The organism is Bradyrhizobium sp. BR 10289 (genome assembly GCF_019455385.1).
Taxonomy (GTDB): domain Bacteria; phylum Pseudomonadota; class Alphaproteobacteria; order Rhizobiales; family Xanthobacteraceae; genus Bradyrhizobium.
On sequence record NZ_JACOFR010000012.1, the window covers coordinates 71,619 to 93,723 of the forward strand.

Sequence of the window (22,105 nt, forward strand, 5' to 3'; positions counted from 1 at the left end):
TTTGCACTGCACGGCGGGAAAATCGGACCTCTCGACAGATTGATCAATCTTGATTACATAAATCAATATGAAAAATTCCGATGGGCTCTACCTGTCCGCCCGGGAGGCCGCCGCCGAGCTCGCGATTTCGCCGGCCACCCTCTACGCCTATGTCAGCCGTGGGCTGATCCGCTCCGAGCCGACGCCGGACTCGCGCAAGAACCGCTACCGCGCCGAGGACGTCCGTGCCCTCAAGGAGCGCCGCGTGCCATCGCCCGAGCCGCGCGGCCTGCGCAGCTTCGATGCCGATCTGCCCGTGATGGACACGGAGATCTCGACCATCACCGAGGACGGCGCGATCTACCGCGGCGTCAATTGCGTCGATCTCGCCGAGAACGACACGCTGGAGCACACGGCGACGCTGCTGTGGGATGTCTCCGAGGTCGATCCCTTTGACCCGGACAATCAGCCGGAAATCTCCGACGAGATGCGCGCCATTGCGGAGGCCGCGCGCCGGGCCGCACCGATCGACCGGGCCATCGCCGTACTCGCGCTTGCTTCCAGCGCGGACGCGCGCGCCTTCACCCGCGCGCCCGATGGCCGCGCCATGGTCGGCGGACGCATCGTCCGGCTGCTGGTTGCGACCATGCTCAACGCCGAGCCGTCGCCCGAGCCGCTGCATCAGCAGATCGCAAGAGCCTGGGCGCCCGACAACAAGCATGCCCCCGATCTCATTCGCCGCGCGCTCGTGCTGCTCGCCGACCACGAATTGAATGCCTCGACCTTCACCGCGCGCTGCGCCGCCTCGACCGGCCTCAACCTCTACGATTCCGTCATCGCCGGCCTCGCCGCGCTGAAGGGCCCAAAACACGGCGGCGCCGGCGTGCTGGCTTCGCAGCTCGTGAAAACGCTGATCGACCGCGACGTCGCGCCGATGGTGCGCGAGCGCGTCGCGCTCGGCGAACGCTTCGCCGGCTTCGGCCACGGCGTCTACAAGCGCGGCGATCCCCGTGCGCAATCGCTGCTGAATGCGCTCACTCGCGCCGGTGCGCCGCGCAAATTCACGCGCGAAGTGCCGGAAAGGATTATCGAGGCGACTGGCGAGCTGGTGAACATCGACTACGCGCTCGCCGTGCTCGTGCACGCGCTGCGCTTGCCGGCCGGCAGCGAGCTGGCGTTGTTCGCGATGGCGCGCAGCGTCGGCTGGATCGCGCATGCCAGCGAGCAATTGCAGTTCGGCAAGCTGATCAGGCCGCGGGCGAGGTATGTGGGGCCTGCGCCGGGGCGGAGGGCGGCGACGGCCACCTAGTCTCCGGCAATGGCTCCGCGCCGGGCGAAGTCGACGAACGCCTTGAACGCGGCGGTCGGGTTGCGCCGGCTCGGATAGTAGAGGCTCAACGGCGACCGAATGGGCGTCCAATCCTCGAGCACGCGCACAAGGCGGCCTGCCTCGATGTCGTCTCGCACGTCGGATTCCATTGCCAGGGTGAGACCGACGGAAGCGAGGGCCGCGGTGCGCGCGAGGCTCACTTCGTCGAGGGTGATGGGACCCTCAACGTCGATATGGACCGATTGTCCGTCCTTCTCGAACGGCCAGCGGTAGATTGCACCATCGGGAAGCCGGACGCGGAGACAGGCATGCTCGGCGAGATCCTGAGGGATGAGGGGCGTCCCGTGCGCTTTCAAATAGCTCGGTGTTCCCACCACAACATTGCGCCGCGCGCCCCTCAATGGGAGTGCGATCATGTCGACCGGCACGAGATCTGAGCTACGGACGCCGAGGTCGAAGCCGCCCGCGACAATGTCCACCAGGCGCCCCTCTGTGACGATGTCGATGTGAACCTGAGGGTGCGCTCGGAGAAACGGCAGGACAAGCCACGAGAAGATTTCCCGCGCCGCTGTCGGAAACGCATTGATGCGCAGGGTGCCCGAAGGCGTGGCTTGTTGAGAGCGCGCAACCTCCATCGCCTCATGAATGTCCTGCACGGCAGGAGCGACTTGTGCGACGAACCGCTGACCTGCCTCTGTCAAGGAGACGCTTCGCGTCGTCCGGTTGAAAAGCCGGACGCCGAGCGTGCGCTCCAGCTTTCCGACCGCGTTGCTGAGCGCGGTGGTTGAAACCCCGAGCTCAAGCGCAGCCGTGCGAAACTTGCCCCGGCGGGCGACCATGAGAACGGCATCCAATTCGTCCAAGCTGCTTGGCAAGATTGTCCCGATTTTCGTGATGACGCATCCCGAATTGTCCTGATTATCGCGCCAGATGTCCAACGCTATTTGGCTGGCAGGCGTTTGCAGCCACTCCCGGCTGCGACCGCAGCAAGCAGGACAAGACAATGTCGCTCCAACTACCTCCCCCGATCGCAGCGTATGTAGCTGCGAACGCCTGCCTCGACACCGATGGCATGCTGACACCCTTTGCCGCCGACGCCGTCCTTCTCGACAACGGCACCGTCTTTCAGGGACGCGCTGAGATCGGGCGTTTGCTTGAGGAAGCGGTAGTCGCGGCAAAGGCGATCTTCACGCCGGACACCGTCCGGCACGAAGACGGCCAGGTCGTCGTCGAAGGCCCCGGCCATGGTGACTTCAAGGGGAGCCCGATCCGCTTCACCTACCGCTTCACGCTGGAAGACGACGCCATCAAGGCGCTGGAGATCACGGCATGACCATCAAGGCTGATCCGACCGAGTTCGCGGGCAAGCGCGTGCTCATCAGCGGTGGCACCAAAGGTCTGGGCCGCGCCACCGTCGACCGCTTCCTCGCCGGCGGCGCCCGGGTGATCACCGCCGCCCGCGGAGCGATGGAGACTGTCGACGGTGTCGAGTTCGTCCAGGCGGACCTGACAACTCCCGAGGGTGGGAAAGCACTGGCCAAGGCGGCGCTCGAGCGGATGGGCGGTGTAGACATCCTGGCCCACGTCATCGGCGGGTCGTCCACGCCAGGCGGCGGTTTTGTCGCCCTGACGGACGAGCACTGGCTCTCCGAGCTGAACCTGAACCTGCTAGCCACCGTCCGGCTTGATCGTCTCCTGGTTCCGCAGATGATCGAGCGGGGCGCGGGCGCGGTGGTGCACGTCACCTCCATCCAGTCGGTCCTGCCTCTGCCCGAGGCGACCACGGCCTACGCCGCCGCCAAGGCCGCGCTTAGAACCTACAGCAAGTCGATCTCCAAGGAGCTGGGGCCGAAGGGCGTACGGGTCAACGTCGTCTCGCCCGGCTGGATCATGACCGAGTCCTCCGTCGACCTTTTGAAACGTCTGCAGGCCGCCAATGGCGGCACGATCGAGCAGGCGCGGCAACTCGTCCTCGACAGTCTGGGCGGGATTTCCATCGGGCGTGCGGCCGAACCTTATGAAGTCGCCGACGTCATCGCCTACCTGGCCTCGGATCGCGCCGCCTCGATCCACGGCTCCGAGTTTGTCATCGACGGCGGCACTATTCCGACCGTCTGATCAAAGGGACTCGTCCACGCTTGGCCGAGCTGGCCTGGCGTGGACAAACGCATGCCATGGTCTGATTGTCTCAACCTCTACTCTTCAGCGTCAGCGCGACTGTCGACTCGTGGCCCTTGGCTGTCCTTCTGCTGCGCCCCGGCCAACCTTCGCAAGTGGGCCGACACGCGAGCTCATGCCGTCGCTAGGGCTTCGGCCGTCTCAGGGCTTCGATCTGGGAGTCTTGGCAAATATGTCGTCCCACGGCGGATCCGGGGGAAAAACCTCACCCAGGAACGCGACGAAGGCCTTCACGTTCGGATTGCCTCGACGGCTTTCCGGCCATAACGCGGTGATGTTGGTTCTGGGGACGACGAAATCCTGCAGGACGGGCACGAGCTCTTTGCGTCTGACATAAGGAGCTGCGACGAAAGTCGGGCTAATACCGATGCCCGCGCCCGACGCAATGATACTGGCCACAGCCTCACTGACATCGGTGGTGATGGCCGCGTCGGGCATGATCTCGACCAGGCGATCGCCGATCAGGAACGGCCAGCGGAATGCCTGGCCCGAACTCTGGAAGCGAAAGTTCACACAGTCATGGTTGACCAGTTCGTCGGGATGGACCGGCGTGCCGCGCCGGGCCAGATAGTCGGGGGAGGCGAAAGCGCAGATGCGGTGCGGCGCGAGCTGACGCGAGATCAGCCGGGAGTCGGCGAGATCGCCGACGCGGATCGCGACATCGATGCCCTCTTCGATCAGATCGACGTAGCGGTCGCCGATCCGCAACTCGATCATGAGCTTTGGATAGCGCTGTCGAAAGCGGGACAGGGCCGGCGAGAGAATATTCACCCCGATGGGTAGCGGTGCGGCGATCCTCAGCGTGCCCGCAGGTTCGGAACGCGCCGCCGCCGCCGCTTGCTCGATTGCGTCCGCCTCGCGCAAAAGCCGCAGCGTCCGCTCGTGCAGGTCCCGCCCCTCCGGCGTCAGAGTGAGCGAGCGCGTCGTCCGGCTGAACAGGCGCAGCCCGAGATGCTGCTCCAGCCGTTGCACGCTCTTGCTGATCGCAGATGGCGAGACCCCAAGTGCACGCGCGGCGGCTGAGTAGCTGCCAAGGGAGCCGGACCGGGCAAACGCGATGAGACCGGTCAATCGATCAAGGGCGATTTGTGCCATGATGGCATAACAAAAGCGAAGATTGGCTCAATTTTCAAGTAAAACTCATCAGCCTAGGTTTCCATTCATCGGCGGCGCGTTGCGCGACCGCTCTTGAAAGGACCGACTCCCGTGACCGACCCAGCCCCTCAGACCCTTAGAGATCGCAACGTCGTCATTTTCGGCGGCACATCCGGCATCGGCCTGGCTGCCGCGCAGCAGGCCAAAGCGGCGGGCGCCGAAGTTATCGTTATTGGTTTCGACCCCGTCGGAGCCGAGCGAGTTGCCGCGGAGAACGGATTCGCCGGCTGGCGGGCTGCGGACGTGACCAAGCCCGAGACCATTGCCGTAGCCCTCGCCGACATCGCGCAAGTCGACCATCTCGTTCTGCTTGCGGGCAGCTTCGTCGCAGGCAAAGTGTTGGAGGCAGATGTCGCCTATCTGCGCCGCGCCTTCGATGAGCGAATCTGGGCGGCCGTGCATGTGTTGCGTAGCCTTGGGGACCGGCTCGCTGCCAACGGATCCGTCACGTTCATTTCCGGAGCCTTGGCCGATCGACCCAACGCATATGGGACGTCCGTGCTCGCGGCCGCCTCCGCTGCAATGGAGGCCTTTGCCCGCGGCCTTGCCCTGGAGCTGGCACCACGCCGCGTGAATACCTTGTCGCCGGGGACGATCGACACCCCGCTCCTCGCACGTACGCTTGGCGAGGGCCGTGATGACTACGTGGTGGCGCTCAAGGAAAAGCTTCCGCTGCACCGTGTCGGCACTGCGCAGGAAGCCGGGAATGCCGTGGTTTTCCTGATGAGCAACCAATTCATGAATGGCGAGACGCTGCACGTCGATGGCGGCGCGCGTCTGGTCTGACTGCCCCTGTGCCCGCGGCTTTGTTTCCGCAACGCTGTCCCCAACAAGATGAAAGTACGAAAGGCTGCGAGATGACGACCGACAATATCGATTTCGACCATCTGCTGCGCTCTAATCTGGAGCGCGTCTTCAACGAGCGGGACGACGACAAACGTCGAATCGCGATCGCCGAGCTGTTCGTTGAGGGGCCCGTCATGTACGAGCCAACCAACGTCGTCAGGGGACGTGCAGAGATATCGCTCGTCGCCGGGAATCTTTTGACGCAGTTTGGGCCCACGTTCCGCTTCGTGCCTGATGGCGTCGCCGTCGGTCATCATGGCCTGGCGCATCTGGCTTGGCAGGCGGGGCCCGAGGACGGGCCGGTCGCGGTGACGGGGGTGGACGTGGCCGAAATTGAAGGCGGCAAGATCGCGCGGCTATGGGTGTTACTCAATGCGCCGAAGAGCAAATAGCGTCGCCGCCTCTAAGCTCGCGGCTTCGCTTCCGCGACACCGCCGCCATTCCGCCGCCGATAGATCCACGCCGCCGCGCCGACCACGATTGCCACCGCGGTCACCGTCAAGATCCACATATGCTTGAACAGGTGCCCGTGATGCGGCAGTCCGGCATATTCATGCAGGGCCGACACCGCCAGCACGCCGGGCAGCACATGGGCGGGGGCCCAGACCAGGATCGCCGGGATGTTCACCGCGTAGAATTTCGCGGGCGCCATCCCCAGCGCGCCGGCCGTCACCGGCACGAAGGCGCGGATCGGTGGCACGAAGCGGGCGAAGAACACCGCCCAGGTGCCGAAGCGGTGGAAGAACGCCTCGCTCTGCTCGACCACGCGCGGGTAATTGGTCAGCGGCCAAGTGTTGAGGATTTTGCGCTGCTGCCGGTGTCCGATCCAGTAGGCCGAGCCGTCGCCCAGCACGGCGCCGGTCGCGGCGGCCAGCAGCACCCATTGCAGCATCAATTCGCCGCCCGGAACCAGTGCGCTCAGGGCCAGGATGATGGTCGAGCCGGGGATCACCGAGCCCACGACAGGCACGGCCTCCAGCAGTGCCGCCAGGAACAGGGTCAGATAGGCCAGCCACGCATGGACTGAGACGAAGGAGATGAGGGGATCAAGGAAGGTTGTCACGACGTCTTTCGTGTCGGCGGCGGGCTGAGGGGTTCAGAAGGGGGCAGACCCTACATAAGTAAGGTTGGCCACGGAAAGTGCCATTCGCGTGGGCAGGGGGTTACCCCGCCCGAAATTCGGGCGTGATTCGCAAGGCAGCCCTCCAAAAACTGCGTTCCTGACCTATCTAAATGAAAAGACAACGGAACTTTGATTGAGGCGCGGGCTTCTGCCGGCACGTTGTCTCTGATAGGTTCGCAAGCGCACCCAGCCGCAGCCAACGTGCAATAACTGGTCTCGGGATCGCCCGGGGCCTCGGAGGATTGATGACGACCGCCGCCATGTCAAAAGTTGAGGAAGTTTCCGGTCTGCCCGACATGAAGGTGTCGGTCCGCCAGGTGTTCGGGATCGACAGCGATCTCGAAGTGCCGGCCTATTCCGCAGTCGATCCTCATGTGCCCGAAGTCGATTCCGACTATCGTTTCGACCGCGCCACCACGCTCGCCATTCTCGCCGGCTTCGCCCGCAACCGCCGCGTGATGGTCACCGGCTATCACGGCACCGGCAAATCCACCCATATCGAGCAGGTCGCCGCCCGCCTGAACTGGCCCTGCGTGCGCGTCAACCTCGACAGCCACATCAGCCGTATCGATCTCGTCGGCAAGGACTCCATCGTGGTCCGCGACGGCAAGCAGGTCACCGAATTCCGTGACGGCATCCTGCCCTGGGCGCTGCAGAACAACGTCGCACTGGTGTTCGACGAATACGACGCCGGCCGCCCGGACGTGATGTTCGTGATCCAGCGCGTGCTCGAAGTCTCGGGCCGCCTGACGCTGCTCGACCAGAACAAGGTGATCAAGCCGCACCCGGCGTTCCGCCTGTTTGCGACCGCGAATACGGTCGGCCTCGGCGACACCTCCGGCCTCTATCACGGCACGCAGCAGATCAACCAGGGCCAGATGGACCGCTGGTCGATCGTCACCACGCTGAACTATCTCAGCCACGACGAGGAAGTGGAGATCGTGCTGGCCAAGGCCAAGCACTATCGCACCCAGGAGGGCCGCGACATCGTCAACAAGATGGTGCGCCTTGCGGACCTGACCCGTAACGCCTTCGCCAACGGCGATCTGTCGACGGTGATGAGCCCGCGCACGGTGATCACCTGGGCGGAAAACGCCGACATCTTCGGCGATATCGGCTTTGCGTTCCGCGTCACCTTCCTCAACAAGTGCGACGAGCTCGAGCGTCCCCTGGTCGCCGAGTTCTATCAGCGCTGCTTCAACGCGGAGCTGCCGGAATCGGCGGTCAACGTGGCGCTCAGCTGATCTCTTCGCGGCATGTCGTCCCGGCCTTCGCCGGGACGACGGATTAAGGCGATATGAGCACGTCATCCAATTCCAAATTCCGTAACACCAAGGAAGCGCCGACCGAGCCGTTCAAGCGCTCGGTCGCTTCCTGTCTGAAGGCGATCGCGAAATCGCCCGAGCTCGATGTGAGCTTCGCGGCCGAGCGCCCGGGCCTTGCGCCGGGTAAAGCTCGCTTGCCCGAGCCGGCGCGCAAGATGACAAAGCGCGACGCCGCCATCGTGCGCGGCCACGCCGATTCCATTGCGCTCAAGATCGCCTGTCACGACGCAAAACTGCATCGCAAGCTGATGCCGGGCAATCCGCAAGCGCGCGGCGTGTTCGAGGCGGTGGAGCAGGCGCGGGTCGAGGCGATCGGCGCGCGCCGCATGGCGGGCGTTGCCAAGAACCTCACCGCGATGCTCGACGATCATTTCCATCGCGGCAAGTTCGACGAGATCACCGACCGCGCCGATGCGCCGCTGGCCGATGCGCTGGCGATGCTGGTGCGCGAGCGCCTCACTGGTTTGGCGCCGCCCGCGGCTGCGAAGAAGATGGTCGATCTCTGGCGTCCGATCCTCGAAGACAAGATCGGCAAGCGGCTCGACCGGCTCGACGGCGTGGTCGAGGACCAGACCAAGTTCGGCGATGCCGTGCATGACCTCCTGACCGCGCTCGAGCTCGGCGACGAGCGCAGCGCCGACAGTGAGGACAACGAAGATAACGACGAGAACCAGGACGGCGACAACGATCAGTCCGGTGCGGAAGGCTCGCCCGATTCCGATGCCGCGCAGGAGATGAGCGCCGACCAGGCGCAAGCCTCGTCGGAAGAGATGAGCGACAGCGCGATGGAAAGCGCGCAGGCCTCGACGTCCGATACGTTCGACGACGGCGAGCTCGGCGACGACGAGACGCCGGGCGAGGCGACGCGTCCGAATTCGCACGGCAAGAACGAGCCGCGCGGGCCGGAATACCACGCCTTCGCGCCGAAATTCGACGAGGTGATCGCCGCCGAGGATCTCTGCGACCATGACGAGCTGGAGCGCCTGCGCGCCTATCTCGACAAGCAGCTCGCGCATCTGCAGGGCATCGTTGCGCGCCTCGCCAACCGGCTGCAGCGCCGCCTGATGGCGCAGCAGAACCGCGCCTGGGAGTTCGATCTCGAAGAGGGGATCCTCGATCCCGCGCGGCTGTCGCGCGTCGTCACCGATCCCTATCACCCGCTGTCCTTCATGCACGAGAAGGAGGCGACCTTCCGCGACACCGTCGTGACGCTGCTGCTCGACAATTCCGGCTCGATGCGCGGACGGCCGATCACCGTCGCCGCCACCTGCGCCGACATTCTCGCGCGCACGCTGGAGCGTTGCGGCGTCAAGGTCGAAATCCTCGGCTTCACCACGCGCGCCTGGAAGGGCGGGCAATCGCGCGAGGCGTGGCTGGCCGCCGGCAAGCCGGCCAATCCCGGCCGTCTCAACGATCTCCGTCACATCATCTACAAGTCCGCCGACGCTCCCTGGCGCCGTGCGCGAAAGAATCTCGGCCTGATGATGCGCGAGGGTCTGCTGAAAGAGAACATCGACGGCGAGGCGCTGGACTGGGCGCACAAGCGCCTGCTCGGCCGGCCCGAGCAGCGCAAGATCCTGATGATGATCTCGGACGGTGCGCCGGTCGACGATTCCACGCTGTCGGTCAATCCCGGCAATTATCTCGAGCGGCATCTGCGTCACATCATCGAGGAGATCGAGACCCGCTCGCCGGTCGAGCTGATCGCGATCGGCATCGGCCATGACGTGACGCGCTACTATCGCCGCGCCGTGACGATCGTGGACGCCGAAGAGCTCGGCGGCGCCATCACCGAGAAGCTCGCCGAACTCTTCAGCGAGACCAACACGGCGCCAACGCAAGCACCCGCTCGCCCGCGACGCAAATTGCATTCGTGAGCACGCATCGATCCCGCCGCAGCTTTCTTGGCCACGCGGCGGCGGGATTCTCCACTCTCGCGCTCTCCCGCCTCGCGCACGCGCAAGCCACGACGACCGAGCCGCCGCCGCGGCCGGCGCAAATCGAGCACGCCGTCACCGCGCCGGTCAGCATCGAGGTGAATGCGCGGCCGATTCCGAATTTCGAGCCGCGGGACCGCGCGCGCGTGCGTTTCGGCTCACTGCAATATCGCAGCGGTCTCGTCCTGACCTCGCCGCATCGCGGCTTCGGCGGCCTGTCCGGCCTGCGCTTCCTCGACAACAAGGGCGAGCGTTTCCTCGCGCTGTCGGATCAAGGCACCTGGTTCACCGGCAACATCCGCTATGCCGGCGGCAAGATGGCCGGCCTCGACGACGTCGAGGCGGCGCCGATGCTCAATGCCGAGGGGCGGCCGATCACGGAGAAGCGCTACTGGTACGACACCGAGTCGCTCGCGCGCGACGGCAAGGTCGTCTATGTCGGGCTCGAGCGCGTCAACCAGATCATGCGCTTCGATCTCGCCAAGGGCGGCACGCAGGCGCGCGGCGAGGTGGTCCCGACGCCGCCGGCGATCCGCAAGCTGCCGTCCAACAAGGGGCTGGAGGCGATGGTCTTCGTGCCCAGGGACAAGGGCCAGCCGCTCGCCGGCACGCTGATCGCGTTCTCCGAGCGCGGGCTGGACGCCGACGGCAACCTCACGGCCTTCCTGATCGGCGGCCCATCGCCCGGCCAGTTCAGCGTGCGCCGCACCGAGAAATTCGACATCAGTGATGCCGTGCTGCTGCCCTCCGGCGAGCTGTTGATCCTCGAACGCAAATTCTCCTGGTTCACCGGCGTCAACATCCGCATCCGCGCCATCCCGCTGAAGTCAATCGCGCCGGGTGCGCTGGTCGACGGCCCCGAATTGTTCGCCGCCGATCTCGGCCACGAGATCGACAACATGGAAGGCATCGACGCCCACGTCACGCCTGATGGCGAGACCGTGCTGACCATGGTGTCGGACGACAATTTCTCGTTCCTCCAGCGCACGCTGCTGCTGCAGTTCACGCTGGTGGAATAGAAGCTCGCCGGAATGGTTCTTGCAAAGATTGCTTGCGACAATTGCGTGCCCAGACCGGAGATGTCGATGACCAGGTTCCTTCGCGTGTTGTGTCTTTGTGCCGGCGTCTGGATCGCCGCTGCGGCGCAAGTCCAGGCACAAGACTGGCCTGCGCGGCTGATCAAGGCGACCATTCCGTTCGGTCCGGGCAGCGCGGCGGACGTGGTGCCGCGGCTGGTGTTCGAGCGTCTCTCCGCCGAGCTCGGCCAGCCCATCGTGGTCGAGAACCGCGCCGGCGGCGGCGGAGTGGTCGGCTCGGCGGCGGTGGCGAAGGCCGATCCCGACGGTTACAGCCTGCTCGCCCAGTCGTCGGCGCTGTCCGTGGCGCCCTTGATCTTCCCCAATGCGAGCTTCGACCCCAGCCGCGATCTCGCCTCGGTGTTCATGATCGGATCCGGTGCCAACGTGATGATCGTGCCGAAGGAGCGGCCCTGGACAACCATCCAGGACTTCATCGCCGACGCCAAGGCAAAGCCCGGCTCGATCTCGTTCGGCTCGGTCGGCATCGGCAGCGCCGTGCACATCTCGAGCGAAAAATTCCGCTACGCCGCCGGCATCGAAGCCACGCATGTGCCTTATCGCGCCGGCCCGGAAGTGATCGCCGATATTCTCGGCGGGCGCATCGATCTGTATTTCTGTCCGCTGGCGACCGCGCTGCCGCTGATCCGCGAGGGCCAGGTCCGCGCGCTGGTGGTCTCGACGCCCAAGCGCGTCGCCGAGCTGCCCGACGTGCCGGCGGCGGGCGAGATCGGCTTGAAGGATGCCGACAGCGAGATCTGGTTCGGCGTGTTCGTGCCGGCGAAGACGCCGCGCGGGATCGTCGACAAGTTGCACGCGGCGGCCGAAAAAGTGCTGGCCACGCCGGCGATGCAGGCGAGCCTGGCCAAGCTCGGGCTCGAACCGAAGCCGATGAAGCCTGGCGAGATGGACGAGCTCGTCAAGCGCGAGCTCGTGGCCAATCAGGAGCTGATCAAGGCGGCTGGTATCAAGCCATAGGGGGCGCATCGCCAGCGCAATGCATGGCGCCGCCCGCTGCCATGCCTCTCGCGCAACTCGTAATCCGTGCGTTCGCGACTACACTTCATGCAGTTGCTTCCATCCCTCGCATTCCGGATCCCCGCATGAGCGCCCTGTTTTCCCCGATCACCCTGCGCGGCCTGACCTTGAAGAACCGCCTCGTGGTGTCGCCGATGTGCCAGTATTCGGCCGAGGACGGCGTGCCCACCGACTGGCACTTCACCCACATCAACAATCTCAGCCTGTCGGGCGCGGCGATGTTCTGCATCGAGGCGACCCATGTCGAGGCGATCGGCCGCATCACGCCCGGCTGTCTCGGGCTCTACAGCGATGCCTCCGAAGCCGCGCTGAAGCAGATCCTCGCTTCCGTGCGCAAGCATTCCTCGACCGCGATCGCGATGCAGCTCGCCCATGCCGGCCGCAAGGCCAGTAGCGCGCGGCCCTGGGACGGCGGTCAACTGATTCCGGTCAGCGACGGGGGGTGGCAGACGGTGGCGCCGTCGGCCGTGCCGCACAAGGAGGGCGAGGCCGCGCCGCTCGCGTTGGATAGCAGCGGCCTGAAGCGCATCCGCGAGGCCTTCGTCGACAGCGCCAAGCGCGCCGAACGCATCGGCATCGACGCGATCGAGCTGCACGGCGCGCACGGCTACCTCCTGCATCAGTTCCTGTCGCCGATCTCCAACAAGCGCACCGACGAATATGGCGGCTCGCTCGAGAACCGCATGCGCTTCCCGCTGGAAGTCTACGATGCGGTCCGCGCCGCGTTCCCGCACGACAAGCCGGTCGGCATGCGCGTGTCGTCGACCGACTGGGTCGAGGGCGGCTGGGATCTGGCGCAGACCATCGAATTCGCCAAGGCGTTGAAGGCGCGCGGCGTCGACTGGATCGATGCCTCCTCCGGCGGTGTCTCGCCGTTGCAGAAGATCACGCTCGGCCCCGGCTATCAGGTGCAGTTCGCAGACGCGATCAAGCGCGAGACCGGACTTCCGACGATTGCCGTCGGCCTGATCACGGAGCCGAAGCACGCCGAGGAGATCGTCGCGTCCGGCAAGGCCGACATGGTCGCGCTCGCCCGCGGCATGCTCTACGACCCCCGCTGGGGCTGGCACGCCGCCGCGGAAGTCGGCGGCGAAGTCGAAGCCCCGCCGCAATACTGGCGCTCGCAGCCGTCCACGCAAAAGGCGCTGTTCGGGAAAACGACGTTCGGGGCGAGGTAGGAGCTTCACCTCTCCCCGCTTGCGGGGAGAGGTCGAATTCGATCGCAGATCGAATTCGGGTGAGGGGGTACAGGTGCGGCCACAGTCTCAGGTGTGGAGAGAGGCCCCTCACCCCAACCCTTTCAGCGCGAGCGAAGCTCGTCGCGGCCCCGTAAGAACGGGGAGAGGGAGTCGACTTCCCTCCTCACGCATCCGTAACTCCCCTTACCTTCCACCCGCCACAAAACCGGCCTAACCTCCGCTTGTTCAACGCCTCGCGGAGGCCGGCCATGCGGTTTCGTGTTCGCAAGACTGCCCATGTGTTCGAGCGCCTGGGCCTCGCCATGGCGGGCGCCGCGTGCGGGCTGTTCGTCGGCGCCTATGTGGGATCGGCGATCGCCCCGCTCACCACGCAGGGTTTCCTGCTGCTGATGATGGGGCTCGGCATCGTCGGCTTCTATCTCGGCATCGACACGCCGCAGCTGCCGTTCGACGACGCCCACAGCACCATCGATGCCGCCGAATTGCTCAGCGCCGCCGGCACGCTCTGCGCGACGCTGACCGCGCTCGCCTCGGTCGCCGTCATCGTGCTCCGCCTCGAGCCGCATATCGGCATCGCCTGGCTCGTCCTGTTCGGCTGGATCGCCGGCGTCGCCATGCAGATCGTCGGCGGCGCCAAGGCCAGGATGCGGAAGTAGCAGTGATTGTTGATTAGCGAAGGTCGGACAGCGCGCTCGGTGCAACCTCTCCCGCTTGCGGGGGAGGTCGGCGCGCCCGGGCGATGCGAAGCATCGTCCCGCGCGCCGGGTGGGGGCTTTCTCCTCTGGGGGAGTCCCTCTGTGGAGATACCCTCTCCCCAACCATCCCCCGCATCCGCCTTCGCCCGAAGGCGGGCTTCTGCGCGACAAGCCCGGGGGAGGGAGCGCACCACCCGTGTAGCGCTTAGCCCTCTAAAACACCACGCCCACCCGCGTGCCGCGCTTCCAGGCGATGCGGCAGCGCTTCTTGGTATTGACGTGCAGCAGCTCGAAGCGGTCGGGGATCTTCACCTGGCCGCCGAGATCGACGCAGGCCCCGCCCGGCGAATAGTCGATCAGCGTGCAGGGAATTACCGGCGCGCGCGGGTCGGTGATGATCTTGGCCTGGCGGGACACGAGGCCCGCGGGCTTCACGCGGGCATGTCGTCGCGGATGCATTGGCACTCTCCTCCAATTCCGCGACGGCATGATCCGGAAAAGTGCGAAGCGGTTTTCCGAGCGGATCATGCCAAACAAAAATCGCGCGGTGGGTGTTGGCGCGATGATGGAATGCAGATGATGCGATCCGGCTAAGCCGGGCGGAAGAATTTTAATGAAAAGTGGCGGCGAATGCGGAAAGCAGCGGTAGTGGGGTGCGCCGCCGCCACCTCAAACTCCGTCATTGCGAGGAGCTCTTGCGACGACTTGTCCGCCGAAGCCTTTGGCGAAGGCGGAAGCAATCCAGGCTGCTTCCGCGGAGGGATTCTGGATTGCTTCGCTGCGCTAGCAATGACGAGAGCAGAGACCGCGCCCCCATCACCCCGTCACCCCCTCATCCGCCCCCACCACCGGCGGCACCGGCATCGGCACCGTCTGATACCGCGCCGGCAGGTTCACCGGCTTGTATCCCGGCTCCGCCGCCATCCGCTTCACCACGCTCTCATGCACAAAGGCGCCGTCGGGGATCAGGCGCGGCTCGCCGCAGGGGATGTAGAGGCCGAGAAACACCTTCCGCTCCGGCCATTCCCGGTACTTGGCGCTTTTCGGGATCACCTCCAGCACGCGCCAGGCCGCATTCATCGAATTGTGCAGCTCGCCGACCTCGCCGGTGTATGCCGGCGGCACGTATTTGAACGGCGAGTTCTTGCGCTGGATGCCCCAGGCGAGCTGGTTCACGGTGCGCTTGTTGAACCTCACGCCGGCCTTCTCGGCCTCCTCGATCATCCAGATCAGCGGATATTTCGATTCCCCGCTCTCGGCCTCCGGATAGCCGCCGCCGACGTCGCAATGCACGCCGGCGAACCACACCTGCATGATGTCCTGCGGTACCTTCTTCTCGTCGGGCACGTAGCGGTGGCTCCAGAAGTCCTGCGGCTCGGAGTATCTGTTGAGGCGGAACATGCGCCGCCGCTCGTCGATCGCGATCGCCTGCCGGAAGATGGCGACGCTGGGGTTGCGCCGCGTGAAGGCGAGCTCCTCCAGGCTGAACACGAAGAAGAAATTGTCGCGCCGCGGCACGATCACGCTCGCCACCGTGTCCCACACGCCGATGAAGTGGATGGTCACCCAGCGCGTCGAGGTGATGCGCGCGAACTGCGCGGCGAGGTCGAACTTGCCTTGCGGCAGCGGCCCCTGCTCGTCCACCGCGACATCCCTGAGGTCGTCGATGTCGTTGCCGCGCCCGGTGCCGGAATATTGCTTGTAGGCGACCATGCCGGAGCCTGCGAGGTTCGCCTGCTCCGGCGAGATCAGGCCGATCTTGTGAATCAGCCCCGCCAGCACCCGCACCGTGTAGGCCCCGCGCGAAAACCCGAACAGGAAGATCCTGTCGCCGGGCGCATAATGCTCGACCAGGAAGCAATAGGCCGAGAGCACGTTGTCATCGAGCCCGTAGCCGGTGGCGAGCCCCAGCACCAGATTGACGTCGGCCTTGATGCGGTGCCACGTCGTCGGCTCCGTCACCGTGCCGACGCCGGGATCGTAGAACACCATCTGCCGCGGCTGTGTCCTGTCGGTCTTGCGCAGGCAGCGATACAGCTTCAGGACGTTGGAGATGTTTTCCGAGATCTCGTTGCCGGTGCCGTCACAGCAGATGACGAGGTTTTTGGGTTCGGGTCTGTGCTCGGTATTGTGCGCCTGCTCCACGGTATGCCCCTCCGGGTGATGCTACCAAGGCGAGTATAGCGGAGAAGCGAAGCGCAACCTAAAAATAGATGAGCTTAGGGCGCCTATGTCAGTAGCATTTTCTCACTTCGCGGATACCATTGCTTAATAGCGATCCACGGAGAGGTCGATGTGCCCTCCTCAGCCGCTTGCAATGAACTCCGTAGGACTGCTGCGATTCGTTGCCTCGACGTGCTTAGCCATCTACCGATATGGGCAATTTCCGTTTCCTCGTATTTTTTAGGCCAAGCTTCCTGAAAGAGTTCTCCTAGGATGTAGTCAAGACAATCTCCAGGAGTTACTAAGAGGCTTGGCAAGCGGGGAACGTCGAGCGATGGCCACGCTTGCATCTCCTCTTCTTTGTAAACAGCTTTGATCGGTGCCTTCCAATCAATCTGCGAATGGAAATGACAGCCTGGCGAATCGTGGCTGCCCATCTCAAATGTCCATGTGAGTGGGTTGACCACGCCATTCAGCCTATCTGAAGTATCGTGCAAAGTGATCTTTGTTGAGCACAGGCCAACAATAGCAAACTCATCGCGCTTTCTGGCGACCTTCTTGACCTCCCAAATAAAAGATAGGCATGCCTGCGCGGCAAGGCCCCCCTTGTTGCCTCGCTGATATGAGTTAGTTGCTATTGTCCTTATTGGCCTGTCTTGAGGCACGCTCCAAATGATTTGCCCTTCGTTTTGTCCGTCCTTGATGGCGCGAAGATCGTCGCATGCCTGCGCGACGATCGATTCAGCGTCTGGTTCGAAATAGCTTCCGCCTAAGCGAACGATGCCTTCCAATTGTTCGCATACGGCCTCGAAAGATAGATGAGGAGCTACGTAGTCACTTCTGGTCATCACGCGTTGCCGTCAAAAATGATTGTACTCGATCAATGTCACGTTCGAGAACGTAGCGACGTAGGCGAGGGCTCTTGGCAACTTTGCTCAGAGCAATCCAGGGGGGTGCAAGCTCGAGAGGCCATTCCTCCGGCTCCAAGCGGACTGCTTCATCTACGTCAACGATTTCGTTTGTGAGGCGAAATTCCTCATCGACAGTACGTACGGGAGTGGCAACGTTTAACATTGGTACGGCTTTGCCGTGCATCTGATCAAAATAACTTCGCAGGCGATCGATACTATGCGGTACTCCGCCAGTTATCTGTCTCAATTTCGCGACCACGCCCGCGCGCCACCAGCGAGCTCCAAGGAAGTTAGATAACAAGCCACGATAGAGAGAATCACTGAATAGGTCTGCAAGAAAGCCTTTTGATTCGAGAGCGTTGACGCCCCACTCTGGTTGAAGTCTGCAAAGTAATGAGACTTCCACAGAGTCGAGAAGAAAAGAAGGGTAAGGCAGAGCAATATGAAGCATCCACCGCAGCAAAGATATTCCGTCTCTGTTGGCAAGGCTCTGAAGTGGTGGCCTGTTCTCAAAGATCTGTCGTTCCGCAGTAGCTGCCCAATCCGATTTGCGATCCAAATCCAGCAATTCGGTAATTGCCTTTAAGGCATCCTCGCGTTCTAAAGCCTCCCCCCACGGCTTTTGAGACACAGCATCAACGCCGTCCGCCAGCTCCTGCAAAACTCGAAGGTCTATCTGACTTGTCGGACGAGCTCTCGGATTTTTAGACATGGCCCATTCGCCACGTACCTTTCTCGCTATAACGTGCTCCCGTCCCCGTGCGGGTACACCATCGCCCAACAAGTCTAACTCGCCGGAATAGAGCACGAACGCGGTGGTTTTGGGTTCCACATCAATAGCGGTTGCATCGACACCGCTTTCCAATTGACTTGCGCGCTCTGTGAGAATCGAAGTGAGAATTTCTTTCAGGGCAAGTCCATCTTGAGGATATAGAGCACTAGGAAATTCATCATCAACTCTGTGCTCCGCCAACTTCAAGTCAACGATTACAACTGAACAATCGCGAATCTTTGCGATTAGGTCATCCATTTGGTCGTCTAAGTTACCGGCAAATTGGAATACGCTGACATTATTTCGCCCTAGTGCTTCCGCCACCGCTGGATCAGGTTCGTCGTCAATATAGACAAATCTCATTTGCTTCTCGTCTATCGAGGAAATGCGACTTCAATCGCAGTGGCGTAGCCGTTCGACGGGCGAACGAATTCGATCGAAGCTCCATATTCATCAAGTAAGCTGCGGGTGATGGTTAGGCCCAGCCCCATCCCCTGTCCCAGAGTGGCATCGACATCCGTCGTCGTACTTTGAAATGGTTCGAACCAACGCTCAGCAGCTTTGAGGTCGACAGCAGTCCCCGTATTTTCTATTATAACCTTGAGTTGTTTGTCACTAGATTTCCCGCGCACGCGAATCTTGCCCCCTTTGCCGGCGAATTTGACGGCATTCGAGAGCAAATTTGTGAAGAGGGCGACCACTTCGGCTGGAAACATGGGCGGCGATTTCAGATCCTCGCCCAATTCCACCGACAAGCCAATTTGACGGTCTTCGATCGACCGCTCGAGCAGCCGCTTTGCCGCATCGAACCGGTCTGCCAATATTTGCCGCGACCGTCTTCGGCGAGACTCGAGCCCAGCAATGTCTGTAAGGAAAAATGCTTGCCGTTCCAGGCTGGCATGGAGATCACGCATATTCTTTCGCAAAGGAGCCAAGCGTCGTCGCACTTGGTCTGTCAAATCCAACTCGAAGATTTTGTCCATTGCGGCCAAAATGGCCGCAGAGATCGATACGAGTCCATTTATTTCGTGGCTAAAAGCAACTTGCTGAGCGCCAATTGACGCTAAGACGCGAAAAATCGCTTGTTCAGTCCCCATTTCACGCGAAATCGCTTCAATGGACTGAGCCAGAGGCTCGATGGTTGTGCTGATGACCTCGGATGCTTTCACGACGTCGCCGCGGGCGATCGCTGCTCTAGCATCTCGTGCAGCCTCTACGACCTTGTTGGAGTCGTTCCTCATGGTCAGGACGGTTGCAGGAGTTTCAATGTCCTCTTCCGCTGCTCTCCGCTGCTGACGGGTAAGTCCGATGCGAGCTCGCTTGAGTTCAATAGAAGCCGAAACGCGAACGCGTGTCAGCAGATCAACTCCGATACGAACATACTTCGATAGGAAATCTAGCTGCGGCCCGGGTGCGAACCCCTCTCGATTAACGAGCATTTCAAGCTGTGGGGCCTCTTCTCGGTTCAGCGCGATAGCCCCCAATAGGCAGAATTCCTCTGCATCTTAGTTTCTTCTTCAGAGTCGGCAGAACGTGGAATATCCCCGGCCAGCCCTTTCAGATTGCGAAGCAGGTCTCTTGCCCGGCTGGTAGTGTCATCATCTAGACCGAGCCAATCGTTCTTTGCTTCGCCATAGGGCAAAACTCTAAACCCGTTCATGTAGACCCGGACACCAGCAATCGATCCATCCCATGACCGATTGAGCAAGTTATAGATCCGGCCCCGAAAGGGGATCGGATTTTGAGCGCGCTTCACTTTGATAACGGCTCGCTCGACCTGCGCTTTCGGATACTTGCGTTGAAATTTCTGCGACGGTGCCATTGTGTAAGTAACTTGGCCGCGCTTGGGTTCGCTTAGGATTTCCAGAACCCACTGTGCCGCTGCCGCATCTGACACACCCGGAGGTTCCACGATGTCGAATGCACCGAGCATATCGATACGGAACGGTTCCTCACTATTGGAGGCGGCTGGTTGGCTGAACAAGCTCTTTAGGAGCAATGGACGAGCTACGAATGTCTCGGGAATCTGGCCAGTAAACACCTGCGGTGGGCGAAAGGTGAGGGCCCTTCTTTGGAATTTCTCGATGTCCTTTTTGGTCCATGATTTCCGGAGACGGCGCAAGGTAAGAGTTGTTCCAGCCAGTCGAAACCCGTTTGCTGGTATCGTTTCGACCCTAACGGCGCCGGACTTCGGAATATCATCAAACGTTCGGCAACGATCGATTTTGTCCCAATCGATCGTTGCACGTATACCGGTGGGCTGCGAGATCAAGCGGCCTTGGACGTCGAGTTTGCCAGACCAAGGCCATGATTCGACTTCTAGTCGCTTGGCAAGTTTTCGTGCTGCCAATCTCCCAACGCCTTTTTCGCCCGTATAGATGCGCCGGTAGATTTTGCTCCTTCTGTCGCCGGTAGTCTTCTCTCTACCCGCGACAGTTAGGAACCCGTGATTGAATTGCTCCCCGTTCATTCCGACGCCGTCGTCGGCGATGGTTATCAATGAATTCTCAGGCTTTCCCAGCGATCGGCCTGCTATAGAAACGACCCGAGAATCAGCATCATAGGAATTCTTAACGAGCTCTGTTAGAGCTGTGGCATCCTCGCCGACGAGAAGCTCTCCCAACTCGCGAAATAGCTGTGTGTCTACCGTAAATGTAGCTCGTGCCATAGGAGCTCAGCTTTCACTTGCTCATACAGAAGTATGATTTGAGACGCTCGTTCGGATTCGTCGGCTGTATTCGATGCTGCGGCGCAGAGCAGTAGTCACAGATTCCGGATCGGTCCGAATTGAAGGAAAGAGGAGTGTGCGATCTGCAATGTCTCTAGCGGCAGCCTCGTCTCCTGCTCGAAGGTTGGCGTCTGCCTCGGAAAATGCGGAGCGAATAATCTCCGGCGCAGGGCTGAATTTCGGTAGGAGAATCCTTCGTGCGCCGGCTGGCTCGAGCTTAAGTAGGCCGCCCCCATATGCGCGTCCTTCCATTTCGGCGGAGGCCTGAGCGAGGGACGTGAGCAAAGCAAGCGCGACTCGTTGTTTCCCAACGAGGTCCTTCCGGTTCTTAAATGTGACTAGGTGGAAGGTATTCGTGGCTGTAATTTGGGGTGAAAGGAGAGCGAGTCTTGGCGCGCGATGATTCATATACGTAAGGATTGCGTCTGCAAAAATCGGCTCTGGTCTGAACCAGTCAGGTCTTTTTTTAAACCAGAGGGTTTCCTCCCGAATCTTCTGGGGTATCGATTCAAGGTATTTGCGAACAGAGCTGTTTTTTCGGCCCAGCTTGCTTGGCGAAAGAAGCCAGACCCGTTTGTTGGTTGCAGCCTGGATGGTATGTTCCGCCATTCCGAATTTTAACCCGGTGATCTGCGCGCTCCGAGCAGCAATTGGGATCAGGGTGTCCTTGGAGAGGCGGTGCTTGGCTCTCATACTTTCGTCGATGACAAAGTACTTGTTGGCTCCGGTTACTACTCCGATCTGGAGTTGAGCCAGTTCGTCAAATCGAACAACATCGGCGGTGTGCAGAATCCTTGCAAAATCTTCCGTGGGTGAGCTGTTTGTTAGATGTGCATCGTCGACGAGTTTAGGGAGGGTCTCTTCAGTCAACGCAACTGTCTGAGCCCAAGAGCCGGGACAAGACGAGCCAAAACAATCGGCGAGAACCAAAATCCCCTTCTCCTCGGCTCCGTCCTCGGCGAAAGCTCGGAACGCCAAACGAATGACTTTGACTTTTTCGAAGTTGCGCCGCAGGGCATCGCGAACAGGTCTTGCGTAGTCGGCAAACAAGAATGATGCTGGAAGCACGAAGGCCATCCGTCCGCCTTTACGCAGGAAGGTGAGGGCGTGCATGACGAACAAGCAGGATAGGTCAGAGTTCTTCGGCAGACCAAGCTGCTCACATCGGGCTTTGAAGAGATCATCCTTGTTGCGGTGATGCCGTATGAAGGGAGGGTTGGCGATAATACAATGAAATTTGCGCTCAGGAGAGGGCGGCGATACGGCGAGAAAATCAGACGTGATCAGTTCTGATTGGAGAGAAGTCGATAAGGCGCTGCGCAGGAGTGCGCTTGCCTTTCGATCGATGTCGTATCCTACGACTTGATCAGGGTTGGTCGTGGCGCCGAGCTCGGAGAGCCTTAACAGCGCGGCCACTACGAGCGAACCTCCCCCAAAACTTGGTTCCAACACGCGGGAGCCGGAGGTGCGGATTGCCCAATTCGCCAAGACGGAAGCAATGCTGCCTGAGGTGTAATAGGCGCCGATATTGCGCCTCGTGGTCAGATCGTGGGGATTGAGTATTTGAAGCATGCTACTTCCAGCGGAGTCCACCTTATAAGTGACACATGCCGGGAAAGGGTTCCTTAACGAGCCTGAGCAACCACGGTG

Annotated in this window: 21 protein-coding genes; 11 read left to right on the top strand and 10 right to left on the bottom strand. The window is 61.9% G+C overall.

Annotated features, from left to right (window positions below; translation table 11 throughout):
• The first annotated feature begins 67 nt into the window (after positions 1-67).
• The gene (locus tag HYH08_RS20595) at positions 68-1,288 is read left to right on the top strand and encodes a citrate/2-methylcitrate synthase (RefSeq protein ID WP_220011640.1); all 1,221 of its coding nucleotides are present in this window, start codon (positions 68-70) and stop codon (positions 1,286-1,288) included.
• Here HYH08_RS20595 and HYH08_RS20600 read toward each other — a convergent pair.
• Positions 1,285-2,148: a LysR family transcriptional regulator gene (locus tag HYH08_RS20600; RefSeq protein ID WP_249782284.1), complete on the bottom strand. Its 864-nt coding sequence runs from the start codon at positions 2,146-2,148 to the stop codon at positions 1,285-1,287. The two genes, HYH08_RS20595 and HYH08_RS20600, sit on opposite strands and share 4 nt — an antisense overlap.
• Before the next feature lie 164 nt (positions 2,149-2,312).
• On the opposite strand from HYH08_RS20600, the gene HYH08_RS20605 reads away from it, so the two are divergent.
• Complete coding sequence (locus HYH08_RS20605; RefSeq protein ID WP_220011641.1) at positions 2,313-2,642, top strand: nuclear transport factor 2 family protein; 330 nt, start codon at positions 2,313-2,315, stop codon at positions 2,640-2,642.
• Complete coding sequence (locus HYH08_RS20610) at positions 2,639-3,427, top strand: SDR family oxidoreductase (protein WP_220011642.1); 789 nt, start codon at positions 2,639-2,641, stop codon at positions 3,425-3,427. Before HYH08_RS20605 ends, HYH08_RS20610 begins: the two co-directional genes overlap by 4 nt.
• Before the next feature lie 201 nt (positions 3,428-3,628).
• Here the strand turns inward: HYH08_RS20610 and HYH08_RS20615 are convergent, their stop codons facing one another.
• A complete protein-coding gene (locus HYH08_RS20615) occupies positions 3,629-4,582 on the bottom strand; it encodes a LysR family transcriptional regulator (RefSeq protein WP_220011643.1) in 954 nt (317 codons plus the stop codon).
• 111 nt (positions 4,583-4,693) lie between these two features.
• Between HYH08_RS20615 and HYH08_RS20620 the strand changes: the two genes are divergently transcribed.
• Complete coding sequence (locus HYH08_RS20620) at positions 4,694-5,428, top strand: SDR family oxidoreductase (RefSeq protein ID WP_220011644.1); 735 nt, start codon at positions 4,694-4,696, stop codon at positions 5,426-5,428.
• Between the two features lie 71 nt (positions 5,429-5,499).
• Complete coding sequence (locus HYH08_RS20625; RefSeq protein ID WP_220011645.1) at positions 5,500-5,880, top strand: nuclear transport factor 2 family protein; 381 nt, start codon at positions 5,500-5,502, stop codon at positions 5,878-5,880.
• A gap of 11 nt (positions 5,881-5,891) precedes the next feature.
• Here HYH08_RS20625 and HYH08_RS20630 read toward each other — a convergent pair whose 3' ends face one another.
• A complete protein-coding gene (locus HYH08_RS20630; RefSeq protein ID WP_220011646.1) occupies positions 5,892-6,551 on the bottom strand; it encodes a DedA family protein in 660 nt (219 codons plus the stop codon).
• Positions 6,552-6,856: 305 nt separating this feature from the next.
• Here HYH08_RS20630 and cobS point away from each other — a divergent pair, with 305 nt between their 5' ends.
• The 6 genes from cobS to HYH08_RS20660 all read left to right on the top strand — a co-directional run bounded on the left by cobS (position 6,857) and on the right by HYH08_RS20660 (position 13,842).
• Positions 6,857-7,855 (top strand): cobaltochelatase subunit CobS, encoded by a 999-nt coding sequence (cobS, locus tag HYH08_RS20635; protein ID WP_220011647.1) that lies wholly within the window; start codon positions 6,857-6,859, stop codon positions 7,853-7,855.
• A gap of 53 nt (positions 7,856-7,908) precedes the next feature.
• The gene (gene cobT / locus HYH08_RS20640) at positions 7,909-9,813 is read left to right on the top strand and encodes a cobaltochelatase subunit CobT (RefSeq protein WP_220011648.1); all 1,905 of its coding nucleotides are present in this window, start codon (positions 7,909-7,911) and stop codon (positions 9,811-9,813) included.
• Positions 9,810-10,892, top strand: a complete 1,083-nt coding sequence (locus HYH08_RS20645; RefSeq protein WP_220011649.1) for an esterase-like activity of phytase family protein — start codon at positions 9,810-9,812, stop codon at positions 10,890-10,892. Before cobT ends, HYH08_RS20645 begins: the two co-directional genes overlap by 4 nt.
• Positions 10,893-10,958: 66 nt before the next feature.
• Complete coding sequence (locus HYH08_RS20650; protein ID WP_220011650.1) at positions 10,959-11,927, top strand: Bug family tripartite tricarboxylate transporter substrate binding protein; 969 nt, start codon at positions 10,959-10,961, stop codon at positions 11,925-11,927.
• Between the two features lie 125 nt (positions 11,928-12,052).
• The gene (locus HYH08_RS20655; RefSeq protein WP_220011651.1) at positions 12,053-13,165 is read left to right on the top strand and encodes an NADH:flavin oxidoreductase/NADH oxidase; all 1,113 of its coding nucleotides are present in this window, start codon (positions 12,053-12,055) and stop codon (positions 13,163-13,165) included.
• Positions 13,166-13,434: 269 nt separating this feature from the next.
• Complete coding sequence (locus HYH08_RS20660) at positions 13,435-13,842, top strand: hypothetical protein (protein WP_220011652.1); 408 nt, start codon at positions 13,435-13,437, stop codon at positions 13,840-13,842.
• A gap of 252 nt (positions 13,843-14,094) precedes the next feature.
• Here HYH08_RS20660 and HYH08_RS20665 read toward each other — a convergent pair whose 3' ends face one another.
• The 7 genes from HYH08_RS20665 to HYH08_RS20695 all read right to left on the bottom strand — a co-directional run bounded on the left by HYH08_RS20665 (position 14,095) and on the right by HYH08_RS20695 (position 22,027).
• Positions 14,095-14,340: a PilZ domain-containing protein gene (locus HYH08_RS20665; protein WP_187436442.1), complete on the bottom strand. Its 246-nt coding sequence runs from the start codon at positions 14,338-14,340 to the stop codon at positions 14,095-14,097.
• A gap of 357 nt (positions 14,341-14,697) precedes the next feature.
• Complete coding sequence (locus tag HYH08_RS20670) at positions 14,698-16,026, bottom strand: T6SS phospholipase effector Tle1-like catalytic domain-containing protein (protein WP_220011653.1); 1,329 nt, start codon at positions 16,024-16,026, stop codon at positions 14,698-14,700.
• Between the two features lie 83 nt (positions 16,027-16,109).
• A complete protein-coding gene (locus HYH08_RS20675) occupies positions 16,110-16,892 on the bottom strand; it encodes a hypothetical protein (RefSeq protein WP_220011654.1) in 783 nt (260 codons plus the stop codon).
• Positions 16,879-18,090, bottom strand: a complete 1,212-nt coding sequence (locus tag HYH08_RS20680) for a hypothetical protein (RefSeq protein WP_220011655.1) — start codon at positions 18,088-18,090, stop codon at positions 16,879-16,881. The genes HYH08_RS20675 and HYH08_RS20680 overlap by 14 nt, the downstream gene beginning before the upstream one ends.
• 11 nt (positions 18,091-18,101) lie before the next feature.
• Positions 18,102-19,211, bottom strand: a complete 1,110-nt coding sequence (locus HYH08_RS20685) for a sensor histidine kinase (RefSeq protein ID WP_220011656.1) — start codon at positions 19,209-19,211, stop codon at positions 18,102-18,104.
• A complete protein-coding gene (locus tag HYH08_RS20690) occupies positions 19,193-20,395 on the bottom strand; it encodes an ATP-binding protein (protein WP_220011657.1) in 1,203 nt (400 codons plus the stop codon). Before HYH08_RS20690 ends, HYH08_RS20685 begins: the two co-directional genes overlap by 19 nt.
• A 21-nt stretch (positions 20,396-20,416) precedes the next feature.
• Positions 20,417-22,027 carry an HsdM family class I SAM-dependent methyltransferase gene (locus HYH08_RS20695; RefSeq protein ID WP_220011658.1) on the bottom strand — a complete coding sequence of 537 codons (1,611 nt, stop codon included), beginning with the start codon at positions 22,025-22,027 and terminating at the stop codon, positions 20,417-20,419.
• Positions 22,028-22,105: the final 78 nt, after the last annotated feature.

What these genes read in the sequence shown, in the direction of transcription:
- HYH08_RS20610 (WP_220011642.1), top strand. Translation starts at nt 2,639, where the DNA reads ATGACCATCAAGGCTGATCCGACCGAGTTCGCGGGCAAGCGCGTGCTC.
- HYH08_RS20695 (WP_220011658.1), bottom strand. Translation starts at nt 22,027, where the DNA reads ATGCTTCAAATACTCAATCCCCACGATCTGACCACGAGGCGCAATATC.
- cobT (WP_220011648.1), top strand. Translation starts at nt 7,909, where the DNA reads ATGAGCACGTCATCCAATTCCAAATTCCGTAACACCAAGGAAGCGCCG.
- HYH08_RS20625 (WP_220011645.1), top strand. Translation starts at nt 5,500, where the DNA reads ATGACGACCGACAATATCGATTTCGACCATCTGCTGCGCTCTAATCTG.
- HYH08_RS20680 (WP_220011655.1), bottom strand. Translation starts at nt 18,090, where the DNA reads ATGAGATTTGTCTATATTGACGACGAACCTGATCCAGCGGTGGCGGAA.
- HYH08_RS20660 (WP_220011652.1), top strand. Translation starts at nt 13,435, where the DNA reads ATGCGGTTTCGTGTTCGCAAGACTGCCCATGTGTTCGAGCGCCTGGGC.
- HYH08_RS20675 (WP_220011654.1), bottom strand. Translation starts at nt 16,892, where the DNA reads ATGACCAGAAGTGACTACGTAGCTCCTCATCTATCTTTCGAGGCCGTA.
- HYH08_RS20650 (WP_220011650.1), top strand. Translation starts at nt 10,959, where the DNA reads ATGACCAGGTTCCTTCGCGTGTTGTGTCTTTGTGCCGGCGTCTGGATC.
- cobS (WP_220011647.1), top strand. Translation starts at nt 6,857, where the DNA reads ATGACGACCGCCGCCATGTCAAAAGTTGAGGAAGTTTCCGGTCTGCCC.
- HYH08_RS20615 (WP_220011643.1), bottom strand. Translation starts at nt 4,582, where the DNA reads ATGGCACAAATCGCCCTTGATCGATTGACCGGTCTCATCGCGTTTGCC.
- HYH08_RS20665 (WP_187436442.1), bottom strand. Translation starts at nt 14,340, where the DNA reads ATGCATCCGCGACGACATGCCCGCGTGAAGCCCGCGGGCCTCGTGTCC.
- HYH08_RS20690 (WP_220011657.1), bottom strand. Translation starts at nt 20,395, where the DNA reads ATGGCACGAGCTACATTTACGGTAGACACACAGCTATTTCGCGAGTTG.
- HYH08_RS20600 (WP_249782284.1), bottom strand. Translation starts at nt 2,148, where the DNA reads ATGGTCGCCCGCCGGGGCAAGTTTCGCACGGCTGCGCTTGAGCTCGGG.
- HYH08_RS20655 (WP_220011651.1), top strand. Translation starts at nt 12,053, where the DNA reads ATGAGCGCCCTGTTTTCCCCGATCACCCTGCGCGGCCTGACCTTGAAG.
- HYH08_RS20595 (WP_220011640.1), top strand. Translation starts at nt 68, where the DNA reads ATGAAAAATTCCGATGGGCTCTACCTGTCCGCCCGGGAGGCCGCCGCC.
- HYH08_RS20605 (WP_220011641.1), top strand. Translation starts at nt 2,313, where the DNA reads ATGTCGCTCCAACTACCTCCCCCGATCGCAGCGTATGTAGCTGCGAAC.